The 16,193-nt window shown below is 48.1% G+C and carries 13 protein-coding genes and 2 riboswitches; of the genes, 8 read left to right on the top strand and 5 right to left on the bottom strand.

All coding sequences use genetic code 11. From position 1 onward, the window contains the following. Positions 1-651: 651 nt before the first annotated feature. The 3 genes from OGV50_RS00665 to OGV50_RS00655 all read left to right on the top strand — a co-directional run bounded on the left by OGV50_RS00665 (position 652) and on the right by OGV50_RS00655 (position 4,375). Positions 652-2,595 (top strand): methyl-accepting chemotaxis protein, encoded by a 1,944-nt coding sequence (locus OGV50_RS00665; RefSeq protein WP_012132402.1) that lies wholly within the window; start codon positions 652-654, stop codon positions 2,593-2,595. 204 nt (positions 2,596-2,799) lie between these two features. After that, positions 2,800-3,114 carry a helix-turn-helix domain-containing protein gene (locus tag OGV50_RS00660; RefSeq protein WP_047463672.1) on the top strand — a complete coding sequence of 105 codons (315 nt, stop codon included), beginning with the start codon at positions 2,800-2,802 and terminating at the stop codon, positions 3,112-3,114. After that, positions 3,107-4,375: a type II toxin-antitoxin system HipA family toxin gene (locus OGV50_RS00655; protein ID WP_049011697.1), complete on the top strand. Its 1,269-nt coding sequence runs from the start codon at positions 3,107-3,109 to the stop codon at positions 4,373-4,375. Before OGV50_RS00660 ends, OGV50_RS00655 begins: the two co-directional genes overlap by 8 nt. 38 nt (positions 4,376-4,413) lie before the next feature. Here OGV50_RS00655 and OGV50_RS00650 read toward each other — a convergent pair whose 3' ends face one another. Then, entirely contained in the window at positions 4,414-5,736 is a 1,323-nt protein-coding gene (locus OGV50_RS00650) for a glycoside hydrolase family 10-like protein (RefSeq protein WP_049011696.1), read from the bottom strand. A 75-nt stretch (positions 5,737-5,811) separates the two neighbouring features. Beyond that, a riboswitch (Fluoride riboswitch) is annotated at positions 5,812-5,874 on the top strand. Positions 5,875-5,924: 50 nt separating this feature from the next. On the opposite strand from OGV50_RS00650, the gene OGV50_RS00645 reads away from it, so the two are divergent. Next, positions 5,925-7,484 (top strand): MutS-related protein, encoded by a 1,560-nt coding sequence (locus OGV50_RS00645; protein ID WP_077956899.1) that lies wholly within the window; start codon positions 5,925-5,927, stop codon positions 7,482-7,484. After that, entirely contained in the window at positions 7,481-9,016 is a 1,536-nt protein-coding gene (locus tag OGV50_RS00640) for a MutS-related protein (RefSeq protein ID WP_200090612.1), read from the top strand. Before OGV50_RS00645 ends, OGV50_RS00640 begins: the two co-directional genes overlap by 4 nt. Here OGV50_RS00640 and eno read toward each other — a convergent pair. Both eno and OGV50_RS00630 read right to left on the bottom strand, forming a co-directional pair. Then, positions 9,013-10,299 carry a phosphopyruvate hydratase gene (eno, locus tag OGV50_RS00635; protein WP_199975779.1) on the bottom strand — a complete coding sequence of 429 codons (1,287 nt, stop codon included), beginning with the start codon at positions 10,297-10,299 and terminating at the stop codon, positions 9,013-9,015. The genes OGV50_RS00640 and eno overlap by 4 nt on opposite strands. Positions 10,300-10,314: 15 nt before the next feature. After that, positions 10,315-10,743 carry a universal stress protein gene (locus OGV50_RS00630; protein WP_012132409.1) on the bottom strand — a complete coding sequence of 143 codons (429 nt, stop codon included), beginning with the start codon at positions 10,741-10,743 and terminating at the stop codon, positions 10,315-10,317. A gap of 236 nt (positions 10,744-10,979) precedes the next feature. Beyond that, a riboswitch (Fluoride riboswitch) is annotated at positions 10,980-11,054 on the bottom strand. A 202-nt stretch (positions 11,055-11,256) separates the two neighbouring features. Here OGV50_RS00630 and OGV50_RS00625 point away from each other — a divergent pair. The 3 genes from OGV50_RS00625 (at position 11,257) to OGV50_RS00615 (ending at position 14,566) form a co-directional block, all read left to right on the top strand. Then, positions 11,257-12,036 carry an HAD-IIB family hydrolase gene (locus tag OGV50_RS00625; RefSeq protein WP_200090611.1) on the top strand — a complete coding sequence of 260 codons (780 nt, stop codon included), beginning with the start codon at positions 11,257-11,259 and terminating at the stop codon, positions 12,034-12,036. Positions 12,037-12,369: 333 nt separating this feature from the next. Further along, complete coding sequence (locus OGV50_RS00620) at positions 12,370-13,716, top strand: ISNCY family transposase (protein ID WP_231792158.1); 1,347 nt, start codon at positions 12,370-12,372, stop codon at positions 13,714-13,716. 58 nt (positions 13,717-13,774) lie between these two features. Next, positions 13,775-14,566: a tetratricopeptide repeat protein gene (locus OGV50_RS00615; protein WP_003032641.1), complete on the top strand. Its 792-nt coding sequence runs from the start codon at positions 13,775-13,777 to the stop codon at positions 14,564-14,566. 40 nt (positions 14,567-14,606) lie between these two features. On the opposite strand, the gene OGV50_RS00610 is transcribed toward OGV50_RS00615, so the two are convergent. Next, on the bottom strand, positions 14,607-15,443 hold the full coding sequence (locus OGV50_RS00610; RefSeq protein WP_286488222.1) for a macro domain-containing protein: 837 nt from the start codon (positions 15,441-15,443) through the stop codon (positions 14,607-14,609). A gap of 44 nt (positions 15,444-15,487) precedes the next feature. After that, positions 15,488-16,042: a TIR domain-containing protein gene (locus OGV50_RS00605; RefSeq protein ID WP_286488221.1), complete on the bottom strand. Its 555-nt coding sequence runs from the start codon at positions 16,040-16,042 to the stop codon at positions 15,488-15,490. Positions 16,043-16,193: the final 151 nt, after the last annotated feature.

The raw sequence follows: 16,193 nt of genomic DNA, 5'->3' as shown, positions 1-16,193 counted from the left end.
CCTGGAAACCACGGCATCGCCGTCTTTTTTGTTAAATTAAAGTGATATTTAATTAACGAATTATCAACATTTGTGCAGATTAGTTCACTTTTGGTGCAGCGATCGTCAGAGAGGGCATGAATGTGTCGAATCCGTCGCAGGGATCACATTGTGATGCCAGAAATTGCAGGGTCAAAAATGACAAACGCCAGCGTAGATAGCAGAAAAATATAAAAGCGCGAGACACATTATTTATCGGCGGAAAGAAAAGTGTATTATTTTTGTAGATTTAATAAATATTCAGCAGGCAAGTAATCTGTTCATTTTACGCATTAAAATACAACACGATATTAATTATTCTTTTATAACAGACAGGTTTGTAGCAACGTATGAAGGCGGTGAAGCGTAAAACTCCCTGACTTGTGAAGTGCGCTACAACCAGGAGAACACAAGGCCTGGCGCGTAAGTGATTAAAGCAACGCATTAAAAATAATATTCAAAATAAACTTATCATGCTATTTAAATCATCTGAAAGTGCAGGATTTTGTTATTAGTGACAACGTCACATTTAAGAGCGTGTTAATATTTCTTAACGAACCATAAAACCGCATAAAGATATAAATTTGTGTGCCGATACTGAATAAAAGAGAGTCGTTTACATAAGGGGTTTGTATGGTCTGGTATCCATCACGCATTTCCACCCGTCTGACGATTGGGGGGATTGCGCTGCTTGCAGTGACCACGCTGGTTATTGTTGCCATTATGCTCTGGCGCGGTCAGCCGCGCGTTGTTGAGATCAACTCCGCCCTGATAGAGGAGACAGGGCAAGGACTGACTCGCCAGTTAGGTACTGTTTTATCGCGTATTGAAGGTGAAACGGTAAGCCTGTCGCGCCTTGCCGAAGTGCTGCCAAACGACGAATCGCTATACCAGCATGTCGTTCCGCATCTTATTGGCGAACAGAATGATTCCATCATTACCGGCGGCGGCATCTGGCCGGAGCCGGATGCCTTTACGCCCGGCATTGAGCGACGCAGTTTCTTCTGGGCGCGTGATGCAGAAGGGAAATTGATCTTTTCCGACGACTACAACGTTGCCGGAGGAAGCGGTTATCATAACGAAAGCTGGTATCTCCAGGCGAAAGGGCACTCACAGAACAGTTGCGTCTGGTCTGATGTTTACCAGGATACGATTTCCGGGGTTAACATGGTGACCTGTAGCATTCCTTATCAACTGGCAGGGAAATTTGCCGGCGTCGCCACAACCGATATCCGACTGGATAACGTCGCCACCTTTATGCAACAGCAGGGGAACAGCACGGGCGGTTACGCCTTTGTGGTGGATAAACAGGGGCAAATCCTCTATTTCCCGCAGGCCGATCACGCGCAGTTTAAAACGTTTACTGACCTGGTCAAAGCCTCTGACTGGCTCGCCCCGGTAGCCGGATCGCTGAAAACGCTGAATGCCTCGGCCGATGTCGCCACCATTCCTCTTGCACACGACGGCATACTGGACGGGCCTTCCCGGGTGATGCTTTTCCCGATGGCGGATACCGGGTGGATCGTTGGTCTGGTGACGCCTGAAGAACGCGTTGTCGGACTGGCAAAAGTGATGATGAAGGATGTACTGGAAGTGCTGATTCCGATCATGGCCATTCTGCTGGTGGGCTCCTGGCTGGTGGTGCGCCGTCTTATCTCTCGTCTGGACGATACGCGTCGCGCGCTGGATGATATCGCCCAGGGCGAAGGCGACCTGACTCGCCGCCTGGACGTCCGGGGTAAAGATGAGATTTCCGATATTGCTCAGGCCTTTAACCTCTTTGTGGACAAAATATCCGCGATCCTGATTACCGTTCGCAGCAGTAGCGTGGTGGTTGCGAATAACGCCGTCAGTCTGGCTGACAGTAATATGGAGTTATCCTCCCGCGTAACGCAGCAGGCTGCCGCGCTGGAGGAAAGCGCGTCGGCGATGGAGCAATTAAATGCGACCGTTCATCAAAATACCGGGAATACACAGTTAGCCGATGAGCTTTCCGAAAACACGGCGCAAACGGCTAACCGCTGTGGCGATGTCATGCAGGGCGTGATTTCCACGATGGATAACGTCAGCGCGTCGTCCGGCAGGATGGTGGAAATTGTCGCCGTTATCGACAGCATCGCGTTTCAGACCAACATTCTCGCGCTGAATGCGGCGGTGGAAGCCGCACGAGCAGGTGATGCCGGTCGCGGATTTGCCGTCGTCGCCTCTGAAGTGCGCACGTTGGCACAACGCAGCGCCACTGCCGCGCAGGAGATCAAGGCGTTAATCGATGAGTCGGTTTCACACGTAGACAGCAGCAGTCAGCAGATCCATAACGCCGGGGATCGTCTTGGCGAGTTGGTCGGCAACGTGCGTCAGGTCAGACAATTGATGGGTGAAATTCGCGTGGCGGGTGAAGAACAGCGTAAAGGTGTCTCTGAGGTTACGCTGGCAGTAACCGAAATGGACAGTACGGTTCAGCAGAACGCGTCGCTGATTGATGATGCCGCTGCGCGAACCCAGGTCCTGAAAGAAGAGGCTGAACAACTGGCGCTGCTGGTCTCTTCATTCAGATTGCCTGAACCCACAGCGGCATAATTTTCTCTCTCCCTCACAGAACGTCTGCAAATTGCAGACGTTCTGCTTGTGTCAGTCAGATAACTAAATCCATTATTTAGTGTTTTATCTCCATGAATAGCCAATAACTCCATTATATAGTGGTTTATGCTTTTTGCCTTCGTTGCACATTAACTCTATAATATTGTGCATTACGTCAGAAATATTGCGATAAGGGACACTATGATGGATTTAACCCTTAGTTCTCCAGCCGAGATTGTTACGCTACTGTGCGACCGGTTACGCAAAGAACGCCTGGCAAAACAGATGACTCAGGCTGACGTGGCCGCCCGGGCGGGGGTTGGCGTCAATACGGTTTCAAACCTTGAAGCAGGCAAAAATGTGGGCTTCGAGAATCTGGTCAGAGTGGCGGTGGTATTAGGTTATGGCGACGCGTTGAAAGCGCTGTTCAAGCCCAAAATTGATAGCCTGGATGATATCTTACGTTATGAGAAGAGCGCGACGCGTCAGCGGGTGAAGAGGAAAAATAGCGATGCCTGAGCAGATAGACGTCTTCTATGAAGGATGGGGGGAACGATGGCTCTGGGGCAAGCTGGTCTCATCAACGGCATTGACCGGTCGGCCAGTCATCGCCTTTGAATACAGTGACGAGGCCGTTCGCAAAGGTTTTGAGCTATCCCGCTTAACATTACCGCTTGAGGGGCCGCGATTACGCAGGGACTTTCCGGCTCATCAATTACATCTTCCGGGGCCGGTTTACGACGCTCTGCCTGATGGCTGGGGAATGCTGCTGATGGATCGCTTATTCAAACGCAGAGGACTCAATGCCGCCCGGATTGGCCCCCTGGAGCGGCTCACCTGGGTGGGCGGCAACGCAATGGGGGCAATGACATTCCAGCCGGTACAGGCTGAGGCAGAACTCACCTCGCAAGAAGAGATCCCGCTGGTGCAGCTGGCCGCAGAGGTGCAGGAGGTTCTGAGCGGAGAAGGCGGGGAGTTCCTGCAAAAATTATTGCAGATGGGCGGTTCACCACAGGGGGCACGGCCAAAAGCATTACTCTACCGTGACACTGTCACGTCAAAATTCACAACCTCGCCGTTAGCCGGCGCGGAAAGCTGGCTGGTCAAATTCCCGGCCAGACAGGAACATGCCGAGGTCTGCGCCATTGAAGCCGTCTATTCAGCGTGTCTGCGCAAATGCGGCATCCAGACGCCTGACGTTACGTATTTCGCCTTGCCGGAAGGGCAAGCGGCATTCGCCACCCGCCGTTTTGATCGTGAACAAGGGATGCGTGTGCCCATGCAAAGTCTGGCCGCCTTCACTGGCGCGAATTACCAGACGCCGGGTTCGCTCGACTACCGAAGTTTTTTACGTGCGACGCAAATATGCACCAACGATATTCGGGAAAAAGCGCTTGCCTTCGAGCGAGTGGTCTTTAATGTCGTGTTCAACAACCGGGACGATCATCCTAAGAACTTCGCTTATCTGATGTCCGCAGATGGACAATGGACCCTGGCGCCCGCCTATGATGTGACCTATTGCGATGGGCCTGGCGGCTATCACCAGATGGATGTGATGGGTGAAGCTCTGGATATTGAAAGAAAGCATCTTCAGGCGCTGGGCGAACAGGAAGCCGAATTGCCAGCCCCCAGAGTCGCGGAGATCATCGCGACTATTTGCGACGTTGCGGCGACGTTCAGCGCAATTGCTACCGACCTCTACCCGGGGCAAATCACGAGCGACACGCTGAACTATATCCAAAAGCAAATTGATGGGAATATCAGCCGCCTGAAGGGATGACGGCTGAGTCAGTCTCACGGAAAGAGGGTGTGGGGAGGTTAGCTTCCCCACCGACTTTTCAGATAGTTCACCGCTTGCTGGGTTTGCGGCCGATCAAGATAGCTTTCTCTGAACAGGATTGTGCCTTTGATTTGTGAGACGGATTCATTCAGATCCAGTTGCTTCTTAAGCTCCGGGACGCCGCCATTGATCATCCAGTCCGGTTCATTCTTTGACGGTTCGCCGACTTTATACAACGCCACGCCAATATAGAGATGGGTATTCGTGGGTTTCACCACATCCGCCCACCATTTCGCCAGCACATCATAACGTGCCGCGTCACGCGCAAAGGGCCAGTAGAGCTGCGGCGCAATGTAATCCAGTAATCCCAGTTGCACCCAGCGGCGAGTATCAGCATAGGATTCATCATACGCCGCCGCGCCCCTCGTATCCGAACCTGCCGGATCATGCGAGCGGTTACGCCATACACCAGCGGGGCTGACGCCAAATTCAACATCCGGTTTCAGGTTTTTGACCGTGCGGGACACCTGCTCAATCAGCAGTTGCGTATTGTGTCGCCGCCAGTCCGCTTTTGAGGCAAACGCCTGACCATATCGGGCAAAGGTGGAATTGTCGTTAAGCGTGGAGCCAGGCGTTTCGGTATAGAAATAGTCATCAAACTGTACGCCATCGATGGGATAACGTGTGACCACTTCCGCCACGATACTGGTGATCCAGTCCCGGACGTCAGGAATGCCGGGATCAAGAACAAAACGGTCTCCAGAGATGCGCACCCAGTCGCGATGCAGCACAAACACGCTCGCCGGATTTGACGTCACCGTCGCGTTTAACTGCGCCACCGTTGCCGGTTTGGTGTTTACTGATACGCGGTAGGGGTTAAACCAGGCGTGTACTTTCATTCCCCGCTTATGCGCTTCATCAAGCATAAACTGTAGCGGATCGTAGCCCGGATCTTCACCAATCTTTCCGGTCAGCATATCTGACCACGGTAAAATTTTTGACGGCCAGAGCGCCGTTCCATCCGGCTTGACCTGGAAAAACACGGTATTAATTCCCAGACTTTTTAGTTTATCCAGCTTTTCGATCAACGCGTTCTGTTGTTGACGTACCCGAACCGCCGCATTACTCGTATTCACGGAACTGACCGGAGGCCAGTCAAGGCGCGAAACGGTTGCCAGCCAGATACCACGAACCGGCTGCTGATTTTTCTGGGATGGGGCTGGCGTCGCGGAAGAAGGGGGCGTAACCAGCGAAACGGGAGGTTTTGAGGCGCAACTGGCAAGTAAAAACGCGGTGGCGACAAGCGTAGCCCGTTTTTTTACTTTGCTGACAAGACGAGCGTGACGAGAGCTGATGATCATATTTGCCAATTTTCCGTTTGGTTAATCCAAAAAATCTTACACGAGATCTGGCTAATTACAGAGTTCATTGCTACGTTTTTTACAGGAGATGGCATTCCTCCTCATAACCGCCCTCTGGCTGATGATGCCTGCACATTCTGGACGTTACCCCGCGTGGACAAGTCAACGTGTATTGTGTAGGAGTCATTATGCGCCGTACCTCAACAACATCGCTGCAATTTATTACCGTTTTGTATGCCTCTGGTCGTCGTCATACACCCCCTTCGGGCGATCGTGCTCCTGCATATTTTGTCGATCTGAATCTTGATAAAATCGTCGATCGCATTGTTCAGGGGCGGGAAGAGTACGGCATCAGCGCTTTCTTTTATTCACCGCTCGAATGTCTGGAGGATATCCTCTATCGACAGGAAATTATTCAGGATGTGACAATACATGCGCTCTATAAGGCGCTAATGGCATATTCCGCAGAGATGAAGAATATCAGGGAGATTTCAGAAGAAAAAACAAACCGGTTTTACTTCTATCAACAGCGGCGCTGGGAGCTTGAGTGCATTTTGTTGTATTGCCAGGCCGTTACGGCGCTGTATGAGCGTATAGCGCCGCTGTCTTTGTCTTCCGACGGTATGATTAATTTCAGGCATTATCTTCGTCAGTATATCGAGAGTGAAAATTTTACCGGGTTATATTCAACCGCCACTATGATAAGAAAAAGTCTGGAGGCGGTTCAGTACGGTCTGAAAATTAAAGGCGACACCATTATTGTTGAACTGTATCACCAGGAGAAAAACTATAGCGATGAGATCCTCGATGTGTTCTCAAAGTTTAAGCAGCATGATGTGAATGTCGAGGTGGAGAGTAGACATCACAGCTTCGGGATGAACCATATTGAAGCACAAGTTCTGGATTGTGTTGCCAGACTATTTCCCGCCGAGTTTCATCAACTTGATGTGTTTATAGATGCCAACAGGCGCTACAGAGATAACACGCTGGATCTTTTTGAACGTGAAGTGCAGTTTTATCTGGCTGTTGTGGAATACATTGAAAAATTTCGGCAGAAAGGGCTGCCGTTTTGTATCCCGGAGATACAACGAGATAAAAAAGCTATTTCGGTTGTTGCGGCTTTCGATCTCGCGCTTTCAGAGGTCATCCTTGAGAAAAAGGAGAAGGTTGTCTGCAATGATTTCAGCTTCCAGAAGCATGAACGTATTTTCGTCATATCGGGCCCCAACCAGGGCGGGAAAACCACCTTTGCCCGCATGATAGGGCAACTGCATTTTCTTGCCTTGCTGGGCATTTATGTCCCTGCCAGGCAGGCAAAGCTCTTTCTGACAGACACTATTTTTACGCATTTTGAGAAAAGCGAAAATATTTATAACCTTCGGGGAAAACTGTATGACGACCTGGTGAGAATAAAAGCGATCCTTGATGCTGCCACATCACACAGTTTGATTATCATGAATGAGATTTTTACGTCAACCACATCGCGGGACGCTATTTATCTGGGAACACGGGTAATCAAGAAAATAGTCATGCTCGATGCGCTTTGTGTCTGCGTAACGTTTATCGACGAGCTTACGGCATTAGATCCGTCCATCGTCAGCTTAATGAGTACGGTTGAGCATAATAATGCGGCATTAAGAACCTATAAAATCACCAGGAAACCGGCCGATGGTATCGCATGGTCAACGACGCTGGTGATAAAGCATGGGCTGACATATGAGCAGATAAAAACGAGGTTAAACGGATGAACGCGTATCTGATGTATAAAGATAACGATTTTATCGTTGACGATAATATCCCAGAGAACATCAAATTTGCCATGAAAGATCTGGAGCTGGCGGTGTTGTTTCATGCGTTGTCTGATGGAGATGATTTTCTTTATTCCGTCGTCAGGAAGGCATGTTCTGTGCTGCTATCGGGCATTCCTGACATTGAGTACAGGCAGGCTATTCTGCGGGATTGCCTGTATAATGAGGACGTTATCAGAACATTCTATAGCGTGGTGGTTGAATGTCTGCAAATGGAAAAAGAAAAACTTCACTACGGCGTTTTTGGTCATTATCCTTCCGCTGTGCTGCATCAGTCTCTTTCGTTTACCCAATTCCTGATGACCTATTTACAGAAAATAAAAATTATCGCACAAGAAAACATCCATCACGTTGAATCTCCGGGGATGGTTCGTCTTTTCTCGATGCTTGTTCAGGAGTTAAACGATGATTATATGAGCACTATTGAAAGACATCTGAAGCAGATGACTTTCAAAAAAGGCGTATTAATCAGCGCACGATTAGGGCAGGGTAATCAGGGCAAAGACTATGTACTCAGGCGGCCCAATCCCCCGCAAAAAGGATGGTTTCGGCGTCTTTGGACAAAAAGGCCAGCGCATTACACCGTACAGCTAGCCGCGCGTGATGAAAATGGCTTCAGGGCATTAAGCGACTTAAAGGATGAAGGGCTCGTATTGATCGCCAACGCAATGGCGCAATCCACCGCGCATTTGCTTAATTTTCTAAAGTCACTGCGCACTGAATTAGGATTTTATATTTCATGCCTTAATCTTGCGCAGGCCTTAAACAAACGCAATATTCCGCTGTGCTTTCCTGTCCCGATATATCAAAGAGAACGCCATCATGTGTTTGAGGCACTCTTTGATCCCTGCCTTGCACTGACATCGGATCGGGAAATCGTTAGCAACACATTAAGAACAGATAATAAAAATACTTTTATTATCACTGGCGCAAACCAGGGAGGGAAATCCACGTTTTTACGCAGTATCGGGCTGGCGCAGATAATGATGCAGACAGGGATGTTCGTTTCTGCTGAATGTTATAGCGCAGATCTTTGTCGGCAGATATTCACGCATTACAAATGTGAAGAAGACAGCCATATGGTCAGCGGAAAGCTGGATGAAGAGCTCCGACGAATGAGTGACATTGTTGATGCTCTACAACGTGATGACCTGGTGCTGTTTAACGAATCGTTCTCTGCGACAAACAGTCGGGAAGGGGCCGAAATCATCAGAGGCGTGGTAACCGCACTGGCAGAAAGCAACGTGAAGCTCTTTTTTGTTACACATACTGCGGAATTTGCATGTTCGTTTTATCAGGAGGATCGCCAGGACACGGTATACTTGTGCGCCGAACGACGCGACGATGGAGAAAGGACATACAAAATAGCAGAAGGCGTGCCTCTGGATATCAGTTATGGCGAAGATCTGTACCGGGATGTTTTTGATGCCTCTCCCGCATACCGGAATACGGGAGAGGTTTCAGAGCGTTAACCTTTTCTGAAGGCAGATTTACCGGCGAAAACGGCGGCATCGCCAAGTTCATCTTCAATACGCATTAGCTGATTGTATTTTTCGATGCGTTCTCCACGGCTTGGCGCTCCCGTTTTGAGGTGTCCGGCGCGTAAGCCTACCGTCATATCAGCAATGAAACTGTCTATTGTTTCTCCGCTACGGTGTGAGATAAAGCTGCCCCAGTGATGATCATGACACAATTGAACCGCTTCGATTGTCTCGCTTAACGTACCAATCTGGTTCAATTTGATCAGTGCGGCATTCGCCAGATTTTCATCAATTCCTCGCTGGATATATTTTACGTTAGTCACAAAAAGATCGTCACCCACCAGTTCAATCTTATTGCCAAGCGTATCGCTCAGAATTCGCCAGCCAGCCCAGTCATCTTCGGCCAGGCCATCTTCGATCAGAACAATGGGGAATTCGTTGACCAGCCGCTCATAATAGCGCGTCATCTCTTCCGCACTGAATTGCGCATTTTCGCTGCGCAGGGTGTATTTTCCGTCTGAGTAAAATTCGCTGGATGCAGGGTCCATGCAAATAACAATATCCTCGCCGGGTTTATAACCGGCTTTTTCGATCGCTTCGACAATCAATTCCAGCGGTTGCCGGTTTGACGAGACGGCTGGCGCGAATCCACCTTCATCACCCACGCCAGTAGACAAGCCTTTCTCCAGTAAGACCTGACGTAAATTCTGATACACCTCGCTACCCCAGCGAATGGCTTCCCGAACAGAGCTTGCGCCCCAGGGGGCAATCATGAACTCCTGAAAATCGGCGCCTTGCCAGCGAGCGTGAACGCCGCCATTGATGATATTCATACAAGGAACCGGGAGGAGGTTAGCACCAACGCCGCCGAGGTAACGATACAGCGGAATGTTTGATAGCTGCGCGGCCAGACGCGCCACGGCAAGCGATACCCCGAGAATAGCATTGGCCCCGAGACGACTTTTATTTTCCGTACCATCAAGAGTTATCAGGCGGTTATCGATATCTTTCTGGCGGCGGACATCATATCCCCGCAGCGCATTATCGATCTCAGTATTGATACTCTGAACCGCGCCCAATACACCTTTGCCGCCAAAACGCGACTTATCTCCATCACGGAGCTCAATGGCTTCGCGCGAACCGGTACTGGCACCGGAAGGGACTGACGCGCGCGCAACACCGCCGCCGATGGCGGAGACTTCGACTTCAACGGTCGGATTACCTCGGGAGTCCAGAATTTCTCTTGCGATCACACGTTCAATTTCATAGCTCATAGAAATGACCTTATTTTATGGAGTGGATATATGTTTAATCAGCACATCAACCGAGAGATGATTGATGAACTCAAAAGAGAACGAGGAAAAAACCCCAAACAGGCGATTCTTATGACCCAGCATGACCAGGTCGATATCCTCATGTTGGATAACCGCTTCAACATCTTTGAAACGTTGAATGCTGATAATTGATTTCACTTGCACATGAATACTGCTGGATTCCGCCAGGCGACTGAGCATCGCTTTGGCCTCGATCACTTCATGTGATTGCCGATCCCGGGTTAAAGCATCACTCGTGTAATCCAGCTCCCGGTAATCAGAACTGATATGCCCGAGGGTGATCTGAGTCCCCATTTCTTTTGCCAGACGTTCAGCATGGTGCAGCAACAGCACACCATCGATTTCATTCTGGACCAGTAATAATGCGTGTTTGTACATATGCATACGCCACCTCTCAAGTAATGAGAAACGTTCAGCATCGCAAATGAACAATGTGTTGCAGACGGGCCGATGGACATAACAAGAGCCGGTGAGCGCTACGTTGTTGCTGATGTTGTGATAGTCAAAGGCATGGATAACATCTTTCTTTTCAAAAAGATGAGATTCAGGAAGTAATGAAGTGGTTGTTTTACTATTCATAGCGATACCCGACATACATGCCTAAGAAAAACAGCAACAGTTGTATATCAGGCGTCATCATCCGATTCGAGCGAACCGGCGGTTGGGAAAGGTGGAACACCATCACCTTGTGAACTAAGCGTATAGCAGGTTCAGGCGGAAATCAATGAGAAGTAAGTCTGTTACGCATGGATCGCGAAGAAGGAGAGGGTAGTCAACGAAATCTGCGGCGGAAATAACGCAATAAAAATTATAACTTAGTACGATTTTGACTTTAACAATTCCATAAGTCGTTTAATTATAGACAGTTATTGTATCTACAAGTCTTCGAGTGTGCTTATGAAAGAGATCTGTTCCGCAGATTCGTCAACATTTAAACATGTGCGTTTTGTTCTCACAGACATGGATGAAACGCTGACTTACAAGGGGCGCCTTGCGGCTGAAACCTATATGGCGCTGGAACGGTTGCAGAATGCAGGAGTAAAAGTGATACCGGTCACAGCCGCGCCCGCAGGCTGGTGCGACCAGATGGCACGGATGTGGCCAGTTGATGGCGTCATTGGTGAAAATGGCGGTGTGTTTTTCAGAAGGCGAAATGACTGTCATGGCATTGAGCGTTTCTTCTGGCACGGCACAGAAAAATATCCTGACGTCGCTGAGCGCCTGACGCAAATTGGGGAACAGATAAAAAGGGAAATTCCTGCCGCTCATTTTGCCGACGATCAACCTTTCAGGATGACGTCCATTGCCTTTGCTAAACCGCCAGAAGCCCATCAGTGTTCATTAATACTTAACGCATTGACGCAAGCAGGTGCTACAACCACCGTAAACAATCTCTGGATTCTTGGCTGGTCTGGAGAATATGACAAGTTATCTATGGCCCGACGAGTGCTCAGGGATTTTTACGATCTCGACATTGATGCCGAACGTTCTGCCGTATTGTATAGCGGCGACTCGACGAATGATGCGCCGATGTTTTCATTCTTTGAACATACGGTTGGAGTGAGCACGGTATCAGATTACCTTGATCAAATCCCGAAACCTCCGCAGTGGATTACCCGTGGCCCGGGAGGTGCTGGTTTTGTGGAAATTGCAGATGCGGTAATTGCCGCCAGATAGTGAAAAACGCAGGTCCCGTCGGCTTATCCGGTCACAGTGGCCGGGTTTTTAATGCGTGCGCTACGTGAAATCTGACGCAGGATAACCGCCAACAGTTTGCAGAATTCACACAGGGCACGATGGAAGGCGTGCAGAAAAGGCGAGGGATGCATTATGAGTCAAGGGAGTAAGCCTGTATTGGGCGTCATAAATTCAATTTAACATAATATACATTATGCGCACTAAAGATGTTATAACCATTTAGTAATGTCACTTTTTATCCAGATAGAAATGTCACCTTAGAGTAAGCTAAACTGAATGCAATTCTAAGGGACTCAACGCATGTTGGTGACCATGTCAGATAAAGAGATCCACCGTTTACCGGTGATACAGGCAGTTTGTGAAAAGCGTCTGCGCCGTCGTGATGCAGCATCACAGCTTGGCATTTCAGAACGTCAGGCGCAACGGCTTATTAATCGTTACCGGGTTTCAGGTGCTGAAGGACTTGTCAGCCGCAAACGCGGTAAACCCAGCAACCGTCGGCTGACCGAATCTCTCAAAATGCGTGTACTCACGCTGATACGTGAAAACTACAGTGACTTTGGACCCACACTGGCCGCAGAAAAGCTCAGAGAGCGCCATAATATCCGGCTTTCAATCGAGACCGTCCGCAACTGGATGACGTCTGACGGAATCTGGATCCCACATGCCCGACGCAAGTCACGGGTTTATCAACCCCGGCATCGACGTGATTGCCTGGGGGAACTGATCCAGATCGACGGCTCCCACCATGACTGGTTTGAAGGCCGTGCACCAAAATGCTGCCTGCTGGTCTTTATCGATGATGCCACCGGCCGTCTGATGCATTTGCGGTTCAGCGAATCAGAAACAGCCTTTGACTACATGCTGGCTACCCGGGAATACATTGAGCAGCATGGGAAGCCGGTATCACTGTACAGTGACAAACACGCAATATTTCGCGTCAGTGGTCCAGAGAATCGCAATACCACTGTTACCCAGTTCGGACGTGTGCTTTATGACCTGGCAATCGAGCTTATCTGTGCCAACAGCTCTGAAGCTAAAGGCCGCGTGGAACGTGCGAATCAGACTCTTCAGGATCGACTGATCAAAGAAATGCGTCTGGAAGGTATTACCGGCATTGAGGCAGCAAATGCCTGGCTTGCCACTTTCATTGCAGACTTTAACCGCCGATTCTCACGTCCGGCCAGGTTCCCCAAAGATTTACATCGTCCGGTGCAGGAAAGCCCCGATGAATTAAGAGACATCTTTGCCTGGCATGATGTTCGTACCGTGTCGAAATCACTGACCTTCCAGTACGATAAGATCCTTTATCTCATGGACCCAACAGAAGAAAATAGCCGTCTTGCCGGTGAAAAAATTAAAGTACTGGATTATCCCGATGGCACCCTCGCCTTCCACTATGGGCACCGGAGCCTTAAGTGCCAGGCATTTGATAAGCTGGCCTGTGTCGACCAGGGGCAGATTGTTGATAACAAACGTCTCGGGACAGTACTCAGACTGGCTCAGGTAAAGCAGGATGAGCGGGAAAGCGAAGGTAAACGGGAACGAAGCAAAAAATCGCCCAGCCGTAAGGCTCAGGTGCGCGTCCAGGAACAGCTCCGGGCTATCAATCCCGTTCTGGTAGACCCGAGCTTGTTTGTGGCAAGTTCAAAGCGATAGAATCGACCATCAGTGCTGCAAAGTACCGGAACAGTGAGCACCCAAAAGGATACTTGAGATGATTAAATTCCCGACTAAAAAACGCGTTGATTTGTATAAAAATGCTGTCAGTTCTGAGCAATTACATCTGGATCTGGCTGCGGCTCAGGAGTTTATGTTTGATGCCTGGGAAACTGATGACTTGGACGTTGTGCTGAAACTCATCAGAAAAGCTATCAAGAAATCCCCGCTCTGTGCTGACGCATACTCATTCTACTGCGAGATATCTCAAGAACCTCCTGAGTCAAAAATTGGGAATCTGGAGACGGCTTTGTACGCAGCCAGCATTGCTCTTGGCGAGGATTTTCAGGAGTTCGCAGGACGTTTCTGGGGATTTGTCGAAACACGTCCATATATGAGAGCAAAAGCAGCTTTGGCTGATGCCTTATGGGAGTCCGGTAATTTCTACCCAGCCATGGCTCATTGCCGCGAAATGCTCAAGCTCAACCCGAACGACAACCAGGGGATTCGCCATTTATTAACTGGTTATTATCTCGAACTGGAAATGGTGGATGAGCTGACCTTACTACTGGATGATTATTCAGAAGATGTGCGCCCGTATCTCCAGTATACACGCGCCCTCCTCGCCTACAGACAGTCATCCCCTGATGCCGATGATATCGCTAGAACTGCGATTGATTCTAATAAACACATTCCCGGCTTGTTATCAAAGTGCAGATTGCAACCTAAGTCTAACAGTGGATATATTACGTTAGGTGGAATGGACGAGGCCATTGATTATGTCAATAGCAATATAAAACCATGGATTCGTACTTCTGGTGCAATTGAATGGATTGTCAATCGCATTTAAATGATGAAGGCCATTACTTAGGCCTCCATCATTAATTTAACTACAAGCCATTTCTTGCAGTCTTTAATTCTAAAAGATTGACTTTATCAATCTTCCCTTCATGGATCATTATTGTCAATTTCGCAGGGTGTTTAAATCGCATCTCGCTTATCCTAAAAGTCCAAAGCATGATCTTTAGGAGATCTTGCTCATCGATAATTTTATGACCTTTAATTCTGGTGAGCCCGGACCCAAAGATTGGTACAGAAACGCTTTTCTGAGCGTAAACACGATTCACTTTGTCCCAAAAATTTATTAAAAACCCAAGATACTCGGGCATGGTGAGATACGCTTCATTGTGTCTGTTGAATTTAGATAGCGCGGTAAGTATGTAATCATGGTAGACGCATATGGTACCAATTTCAAATTTTTGTTTTTTACCTTCAGGCCGATCCGCATTGATTTCTTTTATTTCATCCGAATCAAATCGATAATTTTCTATATATGCATCTAATTCACTAACAGAGCAATCACAGTATTCTCTAATGAATTTACCATTAAGGCTGACTTGAGCAATGATTCGTTCATCAACTTGAGTGTCAAAGTATTCATTAAAAGCTATAACTTTCAAACCTTCCTGCTTAAAGATATCCCCTGTTTTAATAACAACTGTACTTTCCTCTATAGTCAGATTGATTTCCCTCAAGCCATTTGCTCTGAACCACAACCAAAGATAGCCGACGAAAAGCACTAGGATACAAGCTATGCCCGCTGCAATTTTTTGCTTTGCAGGAATATCAACAAAAATAACTACGGCACAAATAAAACCAAATAGTAGAGATGCATATCCCTTAAACTCGTTGAAAACTTGTTTATCGAAAAGACTAACCTTAGCCATTTTATTTTCCTAAGCGAAGCACCATGACTGGCGCTTCGGTTCTATTATGCAGAGTATCTATATATATCCGGAGAAGTTTTGGTTCTCACCATAAAATCACTATCTGCGAGCGATTTTCTAATAAGTGCTTTATTCATAGGGATGTGCAGAGTCGGAACTAAGTGCATGGAATCTCTACAAGTAGGGATTTTAGCCCATAAGTTCTTAACAGATTGCTTAAGCACGTTATTTGTTAGTAAGCTTTCTTTTGTGTCATAGTCTGGATAAATAACAATTACAGGCAACCCTAATGAATTAATACCATAATCAATCTCTTCTCTTAAGGCTCGAGAGTTTACAGTTCTTTCACTTAGGAATAAAATTATATTTTTAGAATTCCGCAAACGCTGTCTCAAGCGAGGCATTAACGTTTGTTCCCAGTTACTGCCGTCACGAACATTATATGTAGTGTCGTGCGAGTTACTAAAAGGGAATCCGGAATCAGCCCCCTTCCACATTCTCAAAGTGTTATAGTAGACAAAGTCTTTCGTTGCATGAGCACCCAAAGCACCTTCATTGAAAGGCTCTGCAACATAAAAAGCACAATAATTCCCATTCATTCCTGCAATCCTTCTTAGTTAGAAAAATTCCAAGAAAATTATACACCTCCTTGCAAGTCGAACCGCAACCAAAACATGAGCTTTAAGTGCCCTTTCTATCTTGCAGGCCAAGGTGACACTTTAAAACTGCATTGACAAAAGAGGATAAAGG

This window comes from Citrobacter sp. CK180 (assembly GCF_030333655.1).
Taxonomy (GTDB): Bacteria; Pseudomonadota; Gammaproteobacteria; order Enterobacterales; family Enterobacteriaceae; genus Citrobacter_B; species Citrobacter_B koseri.
Note: the sequence above shows the minus strand (reverse complement) of the source record. Positions and strands in the feature narration are given on the sequence as shown.

Coding starts and splice junctions, on each gene's coding strand:
- OGV50_RS00665 (WP_012132402.1), top strand. CDS start 652: ATGGTCTGGTATCCATCACGCATTTCCACCCGTCTGACGATTGGGGGG.
- OGV50_RS00660 (WP_047463672.1), top strand. CDS start 2,800: ATGGATTTAACCCTTAGTTCTCCAGCCGAGATTGTTACGCTACTGTGC.
- OGV50_RS00655 (WP_049011697.1), top strand. CDS start 3,107: ATGCCTGAGCAGATAGACGTCTTCTATGAAGGATGGGGGGAACGATGG.
- OGV50_RS00650 (WP_049011696.1), bottom strand. CDS start 5,736: ATGATCATCAGCTCTCGTCACGCTCGTCTTGTCAGCAAAGTAAAAAAA.
- OGV50_RS00645 (WP_077956899.1), top strand. CDS start 5,925: ATGCGCCGTACCTCAACAACATCGCTGCAATTTATTACCGTTTTGTAT.
- OGV50_RS00640 (WP_200090612.1), top strand. CDS start 7,481: ATGAACGCGTATCTGATGTATAAAGATAACGATTTTATCGTTGACGAT.
- eno (WP_199975779.1), bottom strand. CDS start 10,299: ATGAGCTATGAAATTGAACGTGTGATCGCAAGAGAAATTCTGGACTCC.
- OGV50_RS00630 (WP_012132409.1), bottom strand. CDS start 10,743: ATGCATATGTACAAACACGCATTATTACTGGTCCAGAATGAAATCGAT.
- OGV50_RS00625 (WP_200090611.1), top strand. CDS start 11,257: ATGAAAGAGATCTGTTCCGCAGATTCGTCAACATTTAAACATGTGCGT.
- OGV50_RS00620 (WP_231792158.1), top strand. CDS start 12,370: ATGTCAGATAAAGAGATCCACCGTTTACCGGTGATACAGGCAGTTTGT.
- OGV50_RS00615 (WP_003032641.1), top strand. CDS start 13,775: ATGATTAAATTCCCGACTAAAAAACGCGTTGATTTGTATAAAAATGCT.
- OGV50_RS00610 (WP_286488222.1), bottom strand. CDS start 15,443: ATGGCTAAGGTTAGTCTTTTCGATAAACAAGTTTTCAACGAGTTTAAG.
- OGV50_RS00605 (WP_286488221.1), bottom strand. CDS start 16,042: ATGAATGGGAATTATTGTGCTTTTTATGTTGCAGAGCCTTTCAATGAA.